Source organism: Ruminococcus sp. RTP21484sp1_RTP21277st1_D2_RTP21277_210401 (assembly GCF_040924225.1).
GTDB classification, from domain to species: Bacteria; Bacillota; Clostridia; order Lachnospirales; family Lachnospiraceae; genus Blautia_A; species Blautia_A faecis.
Genome location: NZ_JBCOMJ010000032.1, coordinates 1 through 17,899, shown reverse-complemented (window position 1 = coordinate 17,899; position 17,899 = coordinate 1). Strand labels below are relative to the sequence as shown.

Genomic DNA, 17,899 nt, shown 5'->3' with positions numbered 1-17,899 from the left:
TCTACTTTCTCTTCTCAACCTCAGCCAGCAGCGCCTCTCTCACGCTTGCCGGGTTTGCCTTGCCCTTCATTTCCTTCATGATCTGACCGACAAAGAAGCCCATAACCTTCTCTTTACCGCCAAGAAGCTCAGACAGCGGTCCAGGGTTCTCATCCAGAATCCTGCTGATGGTGCTGCTAAGAAGCCCGGTATCCTCCACGATCTTTAAGCCATGCTCTTCCACATAAGCTACCGGATCAACATCCTCATCAAATACCTTTTCAAATACCTTCTTGGCATTCTGCGGGCTTACCTCCTTCTTATCGACCATTGTGAGAAGATCTGCAAGATGCTGCGGTGTAAATCTTAACTTCTCAGCCTCAATGCCTTTTTCCTTCATAAGACGAAGCACTTCCACCATAAACCAGTTTGCCGCCTTTTTCGGGTTGCCGCTCAGCGTAGCCACATCTTCAAACAAAGCAGCCAGATGTCTGGACTCTGTAAGAATCTGGGAATCATACTCCGGAAGACCAAACTCACTCTGATAACGGGCAGCCTTCTCCTCCCGGAACTCTGGCAGCTCACTTCTGATTTTTGCGATCCACTCATCAGAAATATGGATCGGCGGAAGATCCGGATCCGGGAAATAGCGGTAATCCTTTGCATCCTCCTTAGAACGCATTGCATGAGAAGACTCTTTATTGTCATCCCATCTTCTGGTCTCCTGAGTGACACTTTTACCCATCTCCAGAAGCTCGATCTGACGCTCTCTTTCGCCCTCAATAGCATGTGCAATGGCCTTAAAAGAGTTCAGGTTCTTCATCTCTGTTCTGGTTCCAAGTGTATCACTTCCTGCCACTCTCACAGAAAGGTTCACATCAGCACGCATGGAGCCCTCCTGAAGCTTACAATCGGAAACACCCAGATACTGCATGGTACAACGAAGCTTCTCCAGATAAGCAATAACCTCATCTGCACTTCTCATATCCGGCTCAGAAACGATCTCGATCAGAGGAACGCCGCTTCGGTTGTAATCTACCAAAGAGCAGTCCTCCCACTCATCATGGATCAGCTTACCTGCGTCCTCCTCCATATGCATCTCATGGATCCGGACTTTTTTCTTACCGGCTTCTGTCTCGATCTCCACAAATCCATCATGGCAGATTGGCAGATACAGCTGGGAAATCTGATAGTTCTGCGGATTATCCGGATAAAAATAGTTCTTACGGTCAAATTTGCAATACTGATTGATGCTGCAGTTTGTGGCAAGTCCTGCGCGCAGGGCAAATTCTACCACCTTTTTGTTTAATACCGGAAGAGAACCTGGCATACCAGTACACACCGGACAAGTGTGGGTATTGGGTGTCCCTCCAAATGCTGTGGAGCAGCCGCAGAAAATCTTTGTTCTGGTGGCAAGTTCTACATGAACCTCAAGTCCGATAATAGTCTCATACTGTTTCATGCTCTCTTACCTCCTTCCTCTGGTGTTCCAAAATCCCCTCTTACGCTTTCATAGGCATGGGCAGCACGAAGGATCTTCCTTTCCATAAAACAGTCTCCGATCATCTGGATTCCGATTGGAAGTCCGGCACTGTCTTTCCCGCAGGGAACTGTAATTCCTGGAAGTCCGCAAAGATTTACGGCAACTGTATAAATATCCCCAAGGTACATTGCCATAGGGTCTTTTAAGCTTTCTCCGATCTTCGGCGCTGTATAAGGAGCTGCCGGGGCAAGAAGCACGTCATATTTTCCAAAAGCCTGATCAAACTCTTTTTTAATAAGAGCTTTGGTGCGCAGGGCTTTCAGATAATAAGCATCGTAATAACCGGAGCTTAAGACGAAGGAACCAAGCATGATACGACGTTTTACTTCTTCTCCGAAGCCCTCCGTTCTCGTACGTTTATACATATCATGAAGACCGTCATATTCTTTTGCACGATAGCCATATTTTACGCCATCAAAGCGCTCCAGGTTGGAGCTTGCTTCTGCGCTGGCAATAATATAGTATGCCGGAATCATATATTCCATAGTTTTGACAGAGAAAAATTCTACAATTGCTCCCATCTGGGTCAGTACCTTCAGGGTTTCCATAAAGGCATCTTTTACCTCTGGTGAAATTCCCTCTGACAAATATTCCTTCGGAACACCAAATTTCATTCCTGTAATCTTATCTGTCATCTCACTGGAAAAATCCAGGTCTTTTCTGTCAATGGAAGTACTGTCTTTCGGATCATGGCCAGCGATCACTTCCAGAAGTGCTGCGCAATCTGCCACATCTTTTCCAATCGGTCCGATCTGATCCAGAGAAGAGGCATATGCAACCAGCCCATAACGGGAAACCGTACCATAAGTAGGCTTCATTCCTGTTACACCACAATAAGAGCTTGGCTGACGGATGGAACCTCCTGTATCAGAGCCCAGTGCCAGATAAGCCTCTCCTGCTGCTACGGCTGCACAGGAGCCGCCTGAGGAGCCGCCTGGAACATGCTCTGTATTCCATGGATTTCTGGTAATACCATAGGCAGAAGTTTCCGTCGTACTTCCCATGGCAAACTCATCCATATTTGTTTTTCCGATAATGATCATTCCTGCTTTTTCAAGCCGGCTGATCACATCTGCCTGATACTGGGGAACAAATCCTTCCAGAATTTTTGACGCACAGGTAGTAGGTTTTCCCTGTACACAAATGTTATCTTTGATAGCAATGGGAACACCGGCGAGAGGACCGGTATAAGTTCCGTCCTCAATGCCCTTTTCCACCTCTTTTGCTCTTGCATACGCTTCTTTTTTATAAGTGTCCAGATATGCGTGGATTCTGCCATCTTTCTCCTCTATTTTGGAAAAGACTTCCTTGACGCCATCCAGGACACTGACCTCATGTTTTTTAATCTTATCAGCCAGCTGTAAGGCTGTTAATTTTTCTAATTCCATGTGAATGTCTCCTATCCTATGGTCTTTGGAACCTGATACTGTCCTTCTTTGGCTTTTGGCGCATTTGCAAGCATTGCCTCGCGGTTGTCCCCATTTGTAACTTCATCCTCACGAAATACATTGTTGTCGCCAAAAATATGGGACATTGGTTCAACACTGGATGTATCCAGTTCATCCAGCTTATCTACATAATCAAGCATTTCCTGCATATCTTTTTTTGCCTTTTCTTTCTCTTCTTCTGTAAGGGAAAGTTTTGCAAGAATGCAGACATTTTCCATGGTTTCATCGTCAATCTGTTTTGCCATTTTCTCATCCTCCTGCACAGAAATTATTACAATCCACACTCGAGCCTGTTTGAAAAATCAACTTTATTATGGCTCCAGTCTGTTCAGGTCTCTTGGGAACAGGCATGCCTCACGGACATTTTCCTCCCCGAGAAGCTGCATGGTAAGACGCTCCAGACCGATTCCAAGACCGCCGTGAGGAGGCATACCATATTTGAATGTATCCAGATACTGTTCCATTCCTTCTGTCTCCATACCTCTGTCCTCTATCTTTTTCAGAAGGGCATTGTAATCGTGAATTCTCTGTCCTCCTGTTGTGATCTCAAGGCCGTGGAAAAGCAGGTCAAAGCTTAAAGTAAATCTGGTATCCTCCGGATCATCCATTGCGTAGAACGGACGTTTCTTAGATGGATAATGAGTAACAAAAACAAAATCTGCATTATATTCTTCTTTAAAATACTGACCGATGAGGGCTTCCTCCTCTGGCTCCAGATCAAACGGATTACGGATCTGGCGGTTGTATTTCTTTGCAACCAGCTCTTTTGCCACATCAAAACGAACTGCCGGAATCCTGGAAGCATCTGGAAGCTCAACCTTCAGGATCTCAAGTTCTTTTGCATAATCCTCTTTTAAAAGCTTCATTGCATACTGCAAAAAGCCAGTCTCCATAGCCATGATCTCTTCAAAGCTATCAATATAGCCCATCTCAAAATCAAGACTTGTATATTCATTTAAATGTCTCTTAGTGTTATGTTTCTCAGCACGGAAAACAGGTCCGGTCTCAAATACTCTGTCAAAAACTCCCACCATCATCTGTTTGTAAAACTGTGGGCTCTGAGCCAGCACAGCCGGTTTATGAAAATAGCTGAGTTTAAACAGGTTCGCGCCTCCCTCAGCACCTCTGGCTCCGATCTTCGGCGTATGGATTTCCGTAAATCCATTTTCATAGAGATAATCACGAAAAGCCCTCGTCAAAGCTTCCTGGATTTTAAATCTTGCGCGCTCCTGAATATTGCGGAGGGAAAGGGAACGGTAATTTAATTTGGCTTCCAGAGAAGTATTCAGCTTCCATTTATCGATTGCAAGAGGAAGAGGTTCAGCTGGAGAAGACAACACCTGAATTTCACGAATGTGAAGTTCTCTGCCATGAGGCGCTCTCTCTTCTTTATTTACAACACCTTTTACTCTTACTGTCATGCCTTCTTTCAGATCATGAATGGAAAAATCAACATCCTCATTTACAAAAACTGTCTGAAACAGACCCTCTCTTCTTCTGATAATTACAAATGCAACATCTCCCATGTTGCGGATACTGTGAATGGCGCCCTCCAGGATGGCTTCCTGATTCAGAAGTTCTTCTCCCATCAGTGCATCCCAGCTGCTCACTTCTTTTTTCCAGCTTCCATCCAAAAACTCCATTTCCTCATCCTCCATTTCCTAAAATCATAAAAATATATCTTATAAAAACCCCGGCCGGAATTTCTGAAAAATCCTATACAACAGGATTAAAATTCCGCCTTACACTATACCTCATCATATAACAGCATCAGAACCATCTGAGCTGTCTCTACCATATTTGTCCCGGAATCCATACTGCATTTCTGAATGTACCGGTATGCATCTTCTTCGCTTAAATGGTTTCGCTCCATAAGAAGAAACTTTGCGTTGGAAATGTAATTCTGCTCTTTCCAGGAACGCGTTTTCGGTTTCTTCTTCTCTTTTTTTAGCCGCCGCTCGATCTGGGACAACATCATATCCACCGTGTTTACCAGGTCGCTGACTTTCATTGGCATTTCTACAGTAAGAACGGATGTAGGCGCCTCCGCAATCACTCTTCCAGATGCCAGCAACAGCATTTCAAAATATGAAGGAATATCTTCCAGCACATCCCGGTAATACCGGTCCGTCAGCTTATAGCCGCAGATCAGAATACCTCCGTCCAGCTCACTCATGCTGGCAAGTGCTGTTGAAGCAGTTGAACATACCGCAGCTACAGAAAAACCGTGCCGGTTCAATATGGTACGTATTTTCTTTGCGTCATCGATTTTCGGTAATGCAATTACAATGCTGCTGTTCATACCATGCTACTCTCTTATCTTAAATCTTGTATAAATACTGGCTGATTTCCCACTCGCTTACCTGTCTCATATAATTCAGCCATTCTTCCTTCTTGGCAGCTGCATATTCCTCACAGAACTTTTTACCAAGTACACTCTGGATCCAGGTGCTATTCTCGAAATGTGTAAGGGCATCATCCAGGTTCAGAGGAAGATTTCCAATATTCATAGCTTTCTGGTCAGATTCGGAAAAAGAACGATCCGATGCCTTGGTAGGATATAATTTCTGCTGAATTCCATCCAGACCGGCTGCAATACAAACAGCAAACACAAGGTAAGGATTTGCAGATGCGTCCGGGCTTCGGAGCTCGATTGCCAGACTGTCTGATCTTAAATTGGAAATACGGATCAGAGAGTTCTGATTATTCTTTGTCCAGGTCAGTTCTGTAGGAGCATCATAGCCAGGTACAAGTCTCTTGTAGGAATTCACAAGTGGATTGGTAATGGCAGCCATCTCTTCACTGTGTGCAAGAAGACCACCTATAAAATGATAAGCATCCTCACTGAGACCATTTACGTCATCAGGATCAGCAAATATATTTTTTCCATCTTTATATAATGCAAAATGAATGTGCATACCGGAACCATTCACCTCAGCTCTCGGCTTTGGCATAAAGGTTGCATGAAGTCCATGCCGTTTTGCAATGGTGCGGACTGCCATTTTAAAAGTCATCACACAGTCAGCCATTTCATTTGCACCGGTAAATTTAAAATCAATCTCATGCTGTGCCGGAGCGGTTTCATGATGGGAAGATTCAATTTCATATCCCATATCTTCCAGATTCAGAACCATATCACGTCTTGCATTTTCTCCCAGATCCAGCGGGCTGATATCCAGATATCCGGCTTTTTCATGAGTCAGTGTAGTGGGAATTCCATTATCATCTGTGTGGAATAAGAAAAACTCACATTCCGGATCCACTTCACAAACATAACCTTCCTTAGCAGCCATCTCTACTACCTGTTTCAGAATATATCTCGGGCTTTTCTCAAGCGGTGTTCCATCTGAGCGGTAGATATCACAGAGCAGTCTGGCTACCTTTCCCTGCTGCGGACGCCACGGAAGAATGGTAAACGTATTATAATCCGGATGTAAATACATATCCGGCTCTTTCTCCCCTGCAATTCCGGCAATGTAGGAGCTGTCTACTACATATTCATTATCCAGTGCCCGGGGGAGCTCCCGAGCTGTAATCGCAATATTTTTCAAAGTACCAAACATGTCGGTAAACTGAAGACGAATGAATTCTACATCCTCGTCTTCTGCCATCTGTAACACTTCTTCTCTGGTGTAATTCCCCATGGTTTCTCTCCTTCTTTCACTCTCATGCCCTCATCCATCCATTACGCATGACTTATTTAAACAAAAAAGGCGCACTTCAAAAAGATACCCTTCTGAAGAACGCCCTTGTTCATGGAGGTAATTATAGCAATGAGGTCATGCTTTGTCAACTTATTTTTTACCACTTTACCATATCAGCGTTGTATAAAATGATGTACAAAATAAATATTTTGTATCAGAACGGAAAATCGGGAGCAAATTTAGTTTGCCCCCGACCATACTTTTTATATACTCTCTTTTTTATTTTCCCGTCAGCGATTCAGCAGGTATTATTCCACAAAGCATTTTTTTGCCAACTTACAGATAAGAATATCCCATCAGGGATTCATCCACTGCCTTTGCGGCTTCTCTTCCTTCACGGATTGCCCATACTACCAGAGACTGGCCTCTGTGCATATCTCCTGCTGTGAAAACCCGCGGTACGCTGGTCTCATAGGCTTCCGGTTTTGTCTCTACGTTGGTTCTTGCAGTTGTTGCAACCTTAAATGCATCGGTCACATATTTCTGGCTTCCAAGGAAACCAGCTGCGATCAGTACCAGGTCTGCAGGGATCACTTCTTCCGTCCCCTCTACTGGAACCATCATCATACGGCCTGTTTTGGCATCCTTCTCGCTTTTCAGCTTTACGATCCGGGCCTGGCAGACATTTCCGTTTTTATCTTTGATAAACTCAGTAACGGTTGTCTGGTAAACCCGGGGGTCATGTCCAAACACTGCAATTGCTTCTTCCTGGCCATAGTCTGTTTTTAAGACCTTCGGCCATTCCGGCCATGGATTGGAAGCAGCACGCTCTGTCGGCGGCATTGGCATCATTTCCAGCTGTGTTACAGATTTGGCACCGAGACGTACGGAAGTACCCACACAGTCATTTCCGGTATCACCACCGCCGATTACCAGCACATGTTTGCCTCTTGCCTCTTCATAGGGAGCTTTGGTGAAATCGCTGTCCAGAAGAGTTTTGGTGACTTTTTTCAGGAAGTCTACTGCAAAATAAATTCCCCTTGCATCTCTTCCCGGCACTTTAATATCACGGGGATTGGAAGCTCCGCAGCAAAGGATTACACGGTCAAATTTCTTCAAAAGCTCCTCTGCTGTAATATCCACTCCAACATTTGTATTTGTTACAAATTTCACACCCTCAGCTTCCATCAGCTTCAGCCTTCTGTCGATCACAGATTTCTCCAGTTTCATATTTGGAATGCCGTAACGAAGAAGTCCGCCGATCCGGTCACTTCTTTCGAATACAGTTACATTGTGACCTCTTCTGTTTAACTGCTGTGCTGCTGCAAGTCCGGAAGGACCGCTTCCGATAACTGCTATGGTCTTTCCTGTACGAACCTTCGGAGGCTGTGGAACAACCCAGCCTTCTGCATATGCAGTCTCAATGATGGCACGTTCATTTTCCTTAGTGGAAACAGGCTCTCCATTTAAGTTGCAGGTACAGGCTGCCTCGCAAAGTGCAGGGCATACACGGGAGGTAAATTCCGGGAAGCTGTGTGTCTTATTCAGACGAAGAAACGCCTGTTTCCAGTTTCCGGTAAATACCAGATCATTTGTCTCCGGCACCAGGTTGTGAAGCGGACATCCGGAAGCCATGCCGCCGATCATCATGCCTGCCTGGCAGAAGGGAACGCCGCAAGCCATGCAGCGTGCTCCCTGAAGTTTTTGTTTCTCTTTATTAAGAGGAGTACGGAACTCCTTGAAATTGGCAATTCTTACTTTTGGCGGCAGAACCTTTGCCGTCTCTCTGTTATATTCTAAAAATCCAGTCGGTTTTCCCACGATCTTCTGCCTCCTTAATGCTTAACTCCTATGCTTTCGTAGAATGCTTCCATCTGCGCCTGCTCACTGTTCAGACCTTTTTCCTCAAGCTTTGCACTTAATGTGATCATCTTCTTGTACTCATTTGGAATGAGTTTTTTGAAGTGAGGCAGATACATGTCAAACTGATCCAGAACCTTCTGTCCAAGCTCCGATCCCGTTGCAGCTACATGTGCTTCGATCAGATTTTTCAGTTCTTTTTTGTCATATTTATTATCTACTTTTTCAATAGAAATCATCGCTTTATTTAAGTTCTTATAAAGAACATTTTCCACATCCAGAACATAAGCGATACCGCCGCTCATACCTGCTGCAAAGTTTTTACCGGTTCTTCCAAGAACTACCACACGACCACCGGTCATGTACTCACAGCCGTGCTCTCCCACTCCTTCCACAACTGCATTTGCGCCAGAGTTACGAACTGCAAAACGCTCGCCTGCCATACCATTGATAAAGACAGTTCCACTGGTTGCACCGTAGAGTGCAACGTTTCCGACTATAATATTGTCTTCCGCCTTGTAACCGGCATTTTCCGGAGTCTTCAGGATCAGCTTGCCACCGGAAAGACCCTTTCCGAAGTAGTCGTTGCAGTCGCCGGTAAGCTTCAGAGTAAGACCCTTCGGGATAAAGGCACCAAAGCTCTGTCCTCCGGCTCCTGTACAATCAATCTCTACCGTATCTTCCGGCAGTCCGTTTTTATTATTTCTGGTAATCTCCGCACCAAGGATTGTTCCAAATGCACGGTCTGTGTTCTTTACTTCTACCGAAAATCTGGTCTTCTCACCGCCATGAATTGCGCGACTGCATTTCTTCACAAGAACTTTCTCATCCAGCGTCTTATCCAGCTGGAAATTGTACTCTGCTTTCGGATCAAAGGTTACCTCGCTGCCAGCTTTTGCATATGGATTGTTCAGGATTGCACTAAGATCTACTTTTCCTTTGTGCGGCTCATCTACTGCATCTGTAGCAACCAGAAGATCCGTACGTCCTACCATCTCTTTCAGACTTCTCACACCCAGTTTTGCCATATATTCACGAAGCTCCTGGGCAATAAATTTCATAAAGTTCTCAACATATTCCGGTTTGCCTTTGAATCTCTTTCTCAGCTCCGGATTCTGGGTAGCTACACCAACCGGGCAGGTGTCCAGATTGCAGACTCTCATCATCACACACCCCATAGTTACAAGAGGTGCTGTAGCAAAACCGAATTCCTCTGCACCAAGAAGTGCTGCAATTGCAACATCACGGCCGCTCATCAGTTTACCGTCTGTCTCAATGCGGACACGGTTACGAAGTCCGTTCATAAGCAGTGTCTGATGGGTTTCAGCAAGTCCAAGCTCCCATGGAAGTCCTGCATTGTGAATGGAGCTTCTGGGTGCTGCACCAGTACCTCCATCATATCCGGAAATCAGGATTACCTGTGCACCGGCCTTTGCAACTCCGGCTGCAACCGTACCAACGCCAGCCTCAGAAACCAGCTTTACAGAAATATCTGCATATTTATTTGCATTTTTCAGGTCATAGATCAGCTCTGCCAGGTCCTCGATGGAATAGATATCGTGATGCGGCGGCGGGGAGATCAGGGAAACACCCGGTGTGGAGTGACGGGTTTTCGCAACCCATGGATAAACCTTCTTCGCCGGAAGATGTCCACCTTCACCAGGTTTTGCGCCCTGTGCCATTTTGATCTGGATTTCTCTTGCAGATACCAGATAACGGCTGGTAACACCGAAACGACCACTGGCTACCTGTTTGATTGCAGAACATCTGTCATCTTTTGTTCCTGCTGAATCCAGTCTTTCATTGCTTTCACCGCCCTCACCGGTATTTGATTTTCCATGAAGATGGTTCATTGCAATAGCAAGTGTCTCATGTGCTTCCTGAGAAATGGAACCATAGGACATGGCACCAGTCTTAAAATGCTTTACAATTTCATCAACACTCTCCACCTCTTCAAGAGGGATAGGATTTTCTGCATACTTAAAGTCCATAAGCGCACGAAGATTGCCGTGATTTTCCTTATCCACAAGATTTGTATACTGTTTGAACATCTCATAGCTGCCTGTTCTTGTAGACTGCTGAAGGAGATGAATGGTTGCCGGATTGTAACGGTGCTCTTCTCCCTGGCTTCTCATTTTGTGAGCACCCACGCTATCCAGAGTAAGGTCTGTGGTAAGTCCTAACGGGTCAAATGCTTCTGAATGAAGCTTTTCTACATTCTCCTCAATATCTTCCAGTGTAATGCCTCCAACACGGCTTACAGTACCTGTGAAATATTTATCGATTACATCCTGAGATACACCAATTGCCTCGAAAATCTGAGATCCCTGATAAGACTGGATTGTAGAAATACCCATCTTGGAAGCGATCTTAACAATACCGCTGATAACTGCATGATTATAATCGTCTACAGCTGCATAATAGTCCTTGTCCAGCATATGGGTATCGATCAGCTCATGGATTGTCTCCAATGCCAGATATGGGTTGACTGCACTTGCGCCATAGCCCAGAAGAGTAGCAAAATGATGAACCTCTCTCGGCTCGCCGGATTCCAGAATAATAGCAAGAGAAGTACTCTTTTTCGTCTTTACAAGGTGCTGATGTACTGCAGAAACAGCCAGCAGAGACGGAATCGGCATATGGTTTTCATCCACGCCTCTGTCGGAAAGCACCAGAATATTGGCACCATCCCTGTATGCTTTATCCACTTCTACAAACAGACGGTCAATAGCACGCTCCAGCTTTGTGCTCTTGTAATAAAGAGTGGAGACAACAGCCACCTTGAAGCCTTCGTGATGCATTTCCTTAATTTTCAGCATATCTGTATTGGTAAGAATCGGATTGTTAATCTTTAATACCTTGCAGTTCTCCGGAATCTGCTCCAGAAGGTTTCCGTCTTTTCCAACATAAACGCTTGTGCTGGTGACAATCTCCTCACGGATCGCATCGATCGGCGGATTGGTTACCTGCGCAAAAAGCTGTTTGAAGTAGTCAAAAAGCGGTCTGTTCTGTTTGGAAAATACTGCCAATGGTGTATCCACACCCATTGCGCCAATGCTCTCAGCACCGTTTAACGCCATGTTTCGGATAGAAGTACGATACTGCTCGTAAGTGTATCCGAAAGCCTTCTGAAGACGGGAACGCTGTTCCTCTGTATATTCTTCCATTCTTTCGTTTGGAATCTTAATATCTTTTAAGTGTACCAGATTGCTGTCCAGCCATTCGCCGTATGGCTGTTTCTTCGCATACATCTCTTTTAATTCGTTATCATCAATGATCTTGCCTTGAACCGTATCTACCAGAAGCATTTTTCCAGGATGAAGACGCTCTTTTAATATGATCTTCTCTTCCGGTACCGGCAATACTCCAACCTCAGAAGAAAGAATCATGCAGCCATCGGATGTCACGTAATATCTTGACGGACGAAGACCGTTACGGTCAAGCACTGCGCCCATCACATCTCCATCTGAGAAAAGAATAGACGCAGGTCCATCCCATGGCTCCATCATAGTGGCATAATACTGATAGAAGTCACGTTTTTCCTGGGAAATGGTATCGTTATTTGCCCATGGCTCCGGAATGGTGATCATCACTGCAAGCGGAAGATCCATGCCGCTCATGGTAAGGAATTCCAACGTATTATCGAGCATTGCAGAATCAGAACCATTTCGGTTGACTACCGGAAGGATTTTCTGCATTTCCCCTTCTAAGTATGGGGACTCCATATTTTCCTCTCTTGCCAGCATCTTATCTGCGTTTCCACGGATGGTGTTGATCTCACCATTGTGCACGATCAGACGGTTTGGATGTGCTCTCTCCCAGCTTGGATTTGTGTTGGTACTGAAACGGGAATGTACCAGTGCAATCGCAGATTCATAATCCAGGCTCTGAAGGTCAGAGAAAAATGTACGAAGCTGTCCAACCAGGAACATACCTTTATAAACAATCGTACGGCTACTCATAGAACATACGTAAGTGTTGTCATTACTTTGTTCAAACTCACGACGGGCAATATACAGTTTACGGTCAAATGCGATGCCTTTTTCCAGATCATCCGGCTTTTTGATAAATGCCTGCATAATGTATGGCATGCACTCTCTTGCCTTATGTCCGAGAACCTCCGGAACTACCGGAACTTCTCTCCAGCCAAGGAACTCCAGTCCCTCTTTTTCCACAATGATCTCAAACATTTTTTTTGCCTGGGCACGTTTGATCTCATGCTGTGGGAAAAAGAACTGGCCAATACCATATTCTCTTTCCTGGCCGATTTCGATTCCCTCTTTTTTACATGCTTTCTTAAAAAATTTATGGGAAATCTGAAGGAGGATACCAACGCCATCACCTGTTTTGCCTTCTGCATCTTTTCCGGCACGATGATCCAGATTCTCTACAATCCGCAATGCGTTGGCAACTGTATCATGGGATTTTTTACCTTTGATATTGACAACTGCACCGATACCGCAGTTATCATGTTCAAATTCCTGGCGGTAAAGTCCCTGCCTTTCCTTTATCACTTCTTTCATTTTCCTCATCCTTTCTATTGTTGATTAAGAGTTTCCTCTTTGTTTAATTTATCTACAGCTGCCTGGATAAATCCACGGAACAGCGGGTGAGCATGGTTTGGTCTTGATTTGAACTCCGGATGTCCCTGGGTTCCTACAAAGAATGGGTTTGCCGGAATCTCGATCATTTCCACAATGTGACCATCAGGAGAAGTTCCTGCTATGGTCATGCCTTTTTCTGCCAGTTCTTTGCGATATGCATTGTTAACTTCATAACGATGTCTGTGACGTTCCTGAATTTCTTTCTGTCCGAAAAGTTCCAGGGATAAAGAACCATCCGCAAGCACACATGGATAACTTCCAAGGCGCAGGGTTCCTCCAAGATCTTCCACATCTTCCTGGTCTGGCATAAGGGCAATTACCGGATTGGTAGTTTCTGGTGCAAGTTCAATGCTGTTTGCATCTTCATAACCAAGTACATGACGGGCAAATTCTACGATTGCCATCTGCATTCCAAGACAGATTCCAAGGTATGGGATCTTATGTACACGGGCATACTGGGCTGCCAGGATCATTCCTTCTGTTCCTCTTCCGCCGAAACCACCTGGAACCAGGATTCCATCTACCTGGTAAAGCCTCTGATCCAGGTTCTTCTCGTTTAACTCTTCGGAATCGATCCAGGTAATCTCTACTTTCGCCTTGCATGCGATTCCGCCATGCTTCAGAGCTTCCACCACACTAAGGTATGCATCATGAAGCTGGGTATATTTTCCTACCATGGCAATGTTTACAGTTTTATCCGGATGGCGGAGATTTTCTACCATAGCTTCCCAGTCCGTAAGGTCTGGTTTTCTTTTTTCAAGTCCCAATGACTGCATGACCACATCTGCCAGTTTTTCACGTTCCATCGCAAGTGGGGCCTCATACAGATACTCTACATCCAGATTCTGAAGTACATGGCTTACCGGCACGTTACAGAACAGGGCAATTTTTGCTCTCAGGTCGTCGGTCAGCGGATATTCACTTCTGCATACCAGAACATCCGGCTGGATTCCCATTGCCTGAAGCTCCTTTACACTGGCCTGGGTTGGTTTTGTTTTCATTTCTCCTGAAGCTTTCAGGTATGGAATCAGGGTTACATGGATAAGGATTGCATTTTCATGCCCCACATCATGCTGAAACTGTCTGATGGATTCCAGAAATGGCTGGCTTTCAATATCTCCTACTGTTCCGCCGACTTCGATAATGGCAATCCTGTTTTCATCCGGGGATTTTGCGCGATAGAAGCGGCTTTTGATTTCATTTGTAATATGAGGGATTACCTGTACGGTTCCTCCTCCAAAGTCTCCATGACGTTCTTTTTGTAAAACGGACCAATAAATTTTTCCGGTAGTTACATTGGAATTTTTATCCAGGCTTTCATCAATGAATCGTTCATAATGGCCAAGATCCAGGTCGGTCTCGGTTCCATCGTCTGTTACGAAGACTTCTCCATGCTGAATAGGGTTCATGGTTCCGGGATCAATATTGATGTAAGGGTCAAATTTCTGCATTGTGACCTGAAAACCTCTTGCCTTTAAAAGTCGCCCAAGTGAAGCTGCTGTGATTCCCTTTCCCAGTCCTGACACAACACCGCCAGTGACAAAAACGTATTTTACTGCCATCTTTTGATTTCCTCCTCCAATTGCTTTTAATGTGTTCTAATATGTAAAAAAGGCGTCAAAGAGGAGGATTAGGGGGCACTTAACCTATCCATTTCTCTTTGACGCCTTTGTCAAAACAAATTCTTATTCAAAAATATGGTATATAATATATCATTTTTTTGGCTTTGTCAATCCACTTTTTTGCTATTTAGTGTGTTGAAAAGTTCTTCAGTAGGGACGCATTTGGACAATGTGTATTACTCACTCGCCGGCGCAACGCTACAGCGAACTAATCGCTAACTGCGACTAATGCGTTCGGGAGAGCCCTCACGCATAAGTCTTCGTAAGCGCTGGATTTCGCTTACGCTAAGAGCGCGCCTGAAATGGCTCGCTGGAGTAATACACATTGCCCAAATGCTGTGTGTCGGCTAGAACTGAGGTTATTTAGGAACTTTTAACGAGGGGGAGGGGAAGTGATTGGTTTCCCGATACTTTCTTGACAATGATAGATTAGGTAAAACCAATAAAGTTGCGAAGTATCAACCAGCTAAATGGGGTATCGAAGACACATAAAATAATATGTCAAGTTTTTGTTTGCAAAACAACCCTTAAAATGTGCAAATACTTCATAGAAATTGTAAAATCCGCTAATTTCCGGCAAGTTTCCCATAAATTTTCGCTTCCGATACAGTATAGGGAAACCAGTCACTCACCCGCTCCACCTGTTGAAAGTTCCTACGCATAAATAAGTCCCAGCCAGTACACAGCATTCGGGCAATGGTGATTGCTCCAGCGAGCCATTTCAGGCGCGGTTTTAGCGTAGGCGAAATCCACTGCTTACGGAGACTTAATCGTGAAGGCTTTCCTGAACGATTTAGTCGCAGTTAGCAGTTAGTTCGCTGGAGCGTTGCGCCGGCGAGTGAGCAATCACCATTGTCCGAGTGCGTCCGCCTTGAACAACTTTCAACACACTAAATAGCAATTTGAGTTATAAAAAAAAACAGATGCTGTCGGGATACCATGCTGTCTCATATTTCAAGTCGTTCCCGGCAATATCTGTTTTTTGCGATTTTATGGACACCTTAAAAGGCGCCAGTTTACAACTGCTTAATCAGGCAACTGCAAACTTCTGTAATGTACGGTTAAATTCCTTGCTCTCGCCATGGCACTGTACAGTAAGAACCCTTGTAAGATCCATGCTCAGAACTCCCAGAATGGATTTTGCATCAATGATGATTCTGTTATAAAAAACATCTATGTCAAAATCACATTTACCTGCTGCCCTTACGAATTCCTGAACATCTTCCTTCGCATTCAGCTTAATCTGCTTCTGACACATCGTTATCACCCTTTCTGTTTTACAGGAATTATAGTTTCCTTTTCTATCAAAATCAAAGGCTCTTGAAAACGCTTTCCTTTGATTGAAGCAAATTATGCACCAAGTCTCCATATTTGTCAAGTTTTTTCTCATACACTTTTTTGTAACATTTCAGAAATAAATATACCGATTGCACAAATATGCAATCGGTATTTTGGTAATTATGCACTTTTTTATTGTTATGAATGTTCTGGAACAACCTGTATAAACGAAATTATTTCTCTCATATCTTATGAATTTCAAAATCATTTTGTAAATTATTCTCATCTGGAATTACCATCGGATACTTTCCGTCAAAGCATGCCTTACAAATAGGAAGTCCACCTGCCATGCCCTCCAGATAATCAATCTCCATATAACCAAGGGAATCGGCCCCTATCATCTTACAGATTTCTTCTGTGGAGTGCTGTGCTGCGATCAGCTGGTCATTGCTTGGCACATCGGTTCCGAAATAGCATGGATGTAAAAATGGCGGGGAACTGATCCTTACGTGCACTTCAAGAGCGCCTGCTTCTTTCAGCATGCGGATCAGGTTTGCTATGGTAGTTCCACGGACAATAGAATCATCCACAAGCACAATGCGTTTTCCTTTTACAACTGCATCCAATACGCTCAGCTTCAGATGAACGCTGGATTCTCTCTCCTTCTGAGTAGGTTTGATAAAAGTTCTGCCAATATAAGAGTTCTTATAAAATGCAAATCCGAATGGAATACCAGATTCTTCAGAAAATCCCTTGGCTGCAGGAAGACCGGATTCCGGAACGCCGGTGACAAGATCTGCCTCCACAGGATAAGATTTTGCAAGGGATTTACCGCCACGTATACGTGCGTCATAAACCTTTACACCGTCCATGGTACTGTCCAGTCTTGCAAAATAGATATATTCAAAAACACAGTGAGCACGTTTTTTCACAGTATCTGCAAGAGTCATGTCTGACTTCACGCCCTTGCGGCTGATCGTAATCATCTCACCAGGTTCGATATCACGGATAAACTCGGCACCTACAGAAGTAAGTGCACAGCTCTCAGAAGCCAGCACGTAAGCATTGTCCCTTTTTCCAAGGCAGAGAGGCTTTAAGCCATAGGGGTCACGGACTCCGATCAGCTTACGGGGACTCATGATCACAAGACCGTATGCGCCTTGCAGCTTCCTGGCTGTATTCAGAACCGCTTCCTCTACACAGCTGGTATGTACCCTCTCTCTGGCTACATGAAATGCGATCACTTCTGAGTCAGTGGTGGTATGAAAAACTGCTCCGCTCTGGATCAGTTCCCATTTCAGTGTCCCAGTGTTAACAAGGTTTCCATTGTGTGCCAGTGCCAGACTTCCTTTTACATAAGATAAAACCAAAGGCTGTGCGTTCTCTGCAACGGATGCTCCTGTTGTGGAATAGCGTACATGTCCGATTCCGATATCACCACTCATCTTATGGAGTGTATCCTCGCGAAGCACCTCGCTTACCAGTCCAAGATCTTTGTGAAACTTAACATTTCCAATAGGTCCCTTAGTATCCGATACTGCCAGGCCACAGGCTTCCTGACCACGGTGCTGCAAAGAAGTCAGACCATAGTAGATAGAAGACGTCACATCATTTCCATCCAGGTCATAGATTCCGAAGACACCACACTCTTCTTTAATCTCTGCCATTTGTTTTCCTCCTCGGTACTGAGTTTTATTTTAATGATCAAATCCAATCTCAGAAATGCATCCCATTTCGTCGATTTGGCGTATCGCCAAATAAATTTACACCCAGGAACGTATCGTTATGCAGGCTCTAGAGCGTGTTTGAAAAAGGCTTTCTGCAAGATGTGCGTCACAATTTGTGGGAGATTTTGTCCGGATGAGGGCGTCGTAGCGGGCTACGACAACCGAATTCGGGCAAAATATACCGCAAAGTGGGG

12 protein-coding genes and 1 pseudogene are annotated in these 17,899 nt (G+C 44.7%); 1 reads left to right on the top strand and 12 read right to left on the bottom strand.

The features are described 5' to 3' along the window. Window position 1: 1 nt before the first annotated feature. The 12 genes from gatB to AB5706_RS18075 form a co-directional block, all read right to left on the bottom strand. Window positions 2-1,441 (bottom strand): Asp-tRNA(Asn)/Glu-tRNA(Gln) amidotransferase subunit GatB, encoded by a 1,440-nt coding sequence (gene gatB, locus AB5706_RS18130; protein WP_173715506.1) that lies wholly within the window; start codon window positions 1,439-1,441, stop codon window positions 2-4. Then, window positions 1,438-2,910, bottom strand: coding sequence for an Asp-tRNA(Asn)/Glu-tRNA(Gln) amidotransferase subunit GatA (gene gatA, locus AB5706_RS18125; RefSeq protein ID WP_173736413.1), 1,473 nt, complete (start codon window positions 2,908-2,910; stop codon window positions 1,438-1,440). The genes gatB and gatA overlap by 4 nt, the downstream gene beginning before the upstream one ends. 11 nt (window positions 2,911-2,921) lie before the next feature. Continuing rightward, complete coding sequence (gene gatC / locus AB5706_RS18120) at window positions 2,922-3,215, bottom strand: Asp-tRNA(Asn)/Glu-tRNA(Gln) amidotransferase subunit GatC (RefSeq protein WP_173715504.1); 294 nt, start codon at window positions 3,213-3,215, stop codon at window positions 2,922-2,924. A gap of 66 nt (window positions 3,216-3,281) precedes the next feature. Next, entirely contained in the window at window positions 3,282-4,613 is a 1,332-nt protein-coding gene (gene aspS, locus AB5706_RS18115; RefSeq protein WP_173715503.1) for an aspartate--tRNA(Asn) ligase, read from the bottom strand. 104 nt (window positions 4,614-4,717) lie between these two features. Then, window positions 4,718-5,272: an ANTAR domain-containing response regulator gene (locus AB5706_RS18110; protein ID WP_118578478.1), complete on the bottom strand. Its 555-nt coding sequence runs from the start codon at window positions 5,270-5,272 to the stop codon at window positions 4,718-4,720. 19 nt (window positions 5,273-5,291) lie between these two features. Then, on the bottom strand, window positions 5,292-6,614 hold the full coding sequence (gene glnA, locus AB5706_RS18105; RefSeq protein ID WP_173715502.1) for a type I glutamate--ammonia ligase: 1,323 nt from the start codon (window positions 6,612-6,614) through the stop codon (window positions 5,292-5,294). Window positions 6,615-6,950: 336 nt separating this feature from the next. Next, on the bottom strand, window positions 6,951-8,435 hold the full coding sequence (locus AB5706_RS18100) for a glutamate synthase subunit beta (protein WP_173736412.1): 1,485 nt from the start codon (window positions 8,433-8,435) through the stop codon (window positions 6,951-6,953). 14 nt (window positions 8,436-8,449) lie between these two features. Beyond that, a complete protein-coding gene (gene gltB / locus AB5706_RS18095; RefSeq protein WP_416385931.1) occupies window positions 8,450-13,006 on the bottom strand; it encodes a glutamate synthase large subunit in 4,557 nt (1,518 codons plus the stop codon). Window positions 13,007-13,011: 5 nt separating this feature from the next. After that, on the bottom strand, window positions 13,012-14,640 hold the full coding sequence (locus tag AB5706_RS18090; RefSeq protein ID WP_173736410.1) for a CTP synthase: 1,629 nt from the start codon (window positions 14,638-14,640) through the stop codon (window positions 13,012-13,014). 1,090 nt (window positions 14,641-15,730) lie between these two features. Continuing rightward, window positions 15,731-15,958: an HPr family phosphocarrier protein gene (locus tag AB5706_RS18085; protein WP_118580104.1), complete on the bottom strand. Its 228-nt coding sequence runs from the start codon at window positions 15,956-15,958 to the stop codon at window positions 15,731-15,733. 262 nt (window positions 15,959-16,220) lie between these two features. Further along, window positions 16,221-17,645 carry an amidophosphoribosyltransferase gene (gene purF, locus AB5706_RS18080; protein WP_148462806.1) on the bottom strand — a complete coding sequence of 475 codons (1,425 nt, stop codon included), beginning with the start codon at window positions 17,643-17,645 and terminating at the stop codon, window positions 16,221-16,223. Window positions 17,646-17,741: 96 nt separating this feature from the next. Next, on the bottom strand, window positions 17,742-17,840 hold the full coding sequence (locus AB5706_RS18075) for a DUF6783 domain-containing protein (RefSeq protein ID WP_368366257.1): 99 nt from the start codon (window positions 17,838-17,840) through the stop codon (window positions 17,742-17,744). On the opposite strand from AB5706_RS18075, the pseudogene AB5706_RS18070 reads away from it, so the two are divergent. Next, a pseudogene (locus tag AB5706_RS18070) lies at window positions 17,796-17,899 on the top strand (DUF6783 domain-containing protein); the annotation flags it as partial. The gene AB5706_RS18075 and the pseudogene AB5706_RS18070 overlap by 45 nt on opposite strands.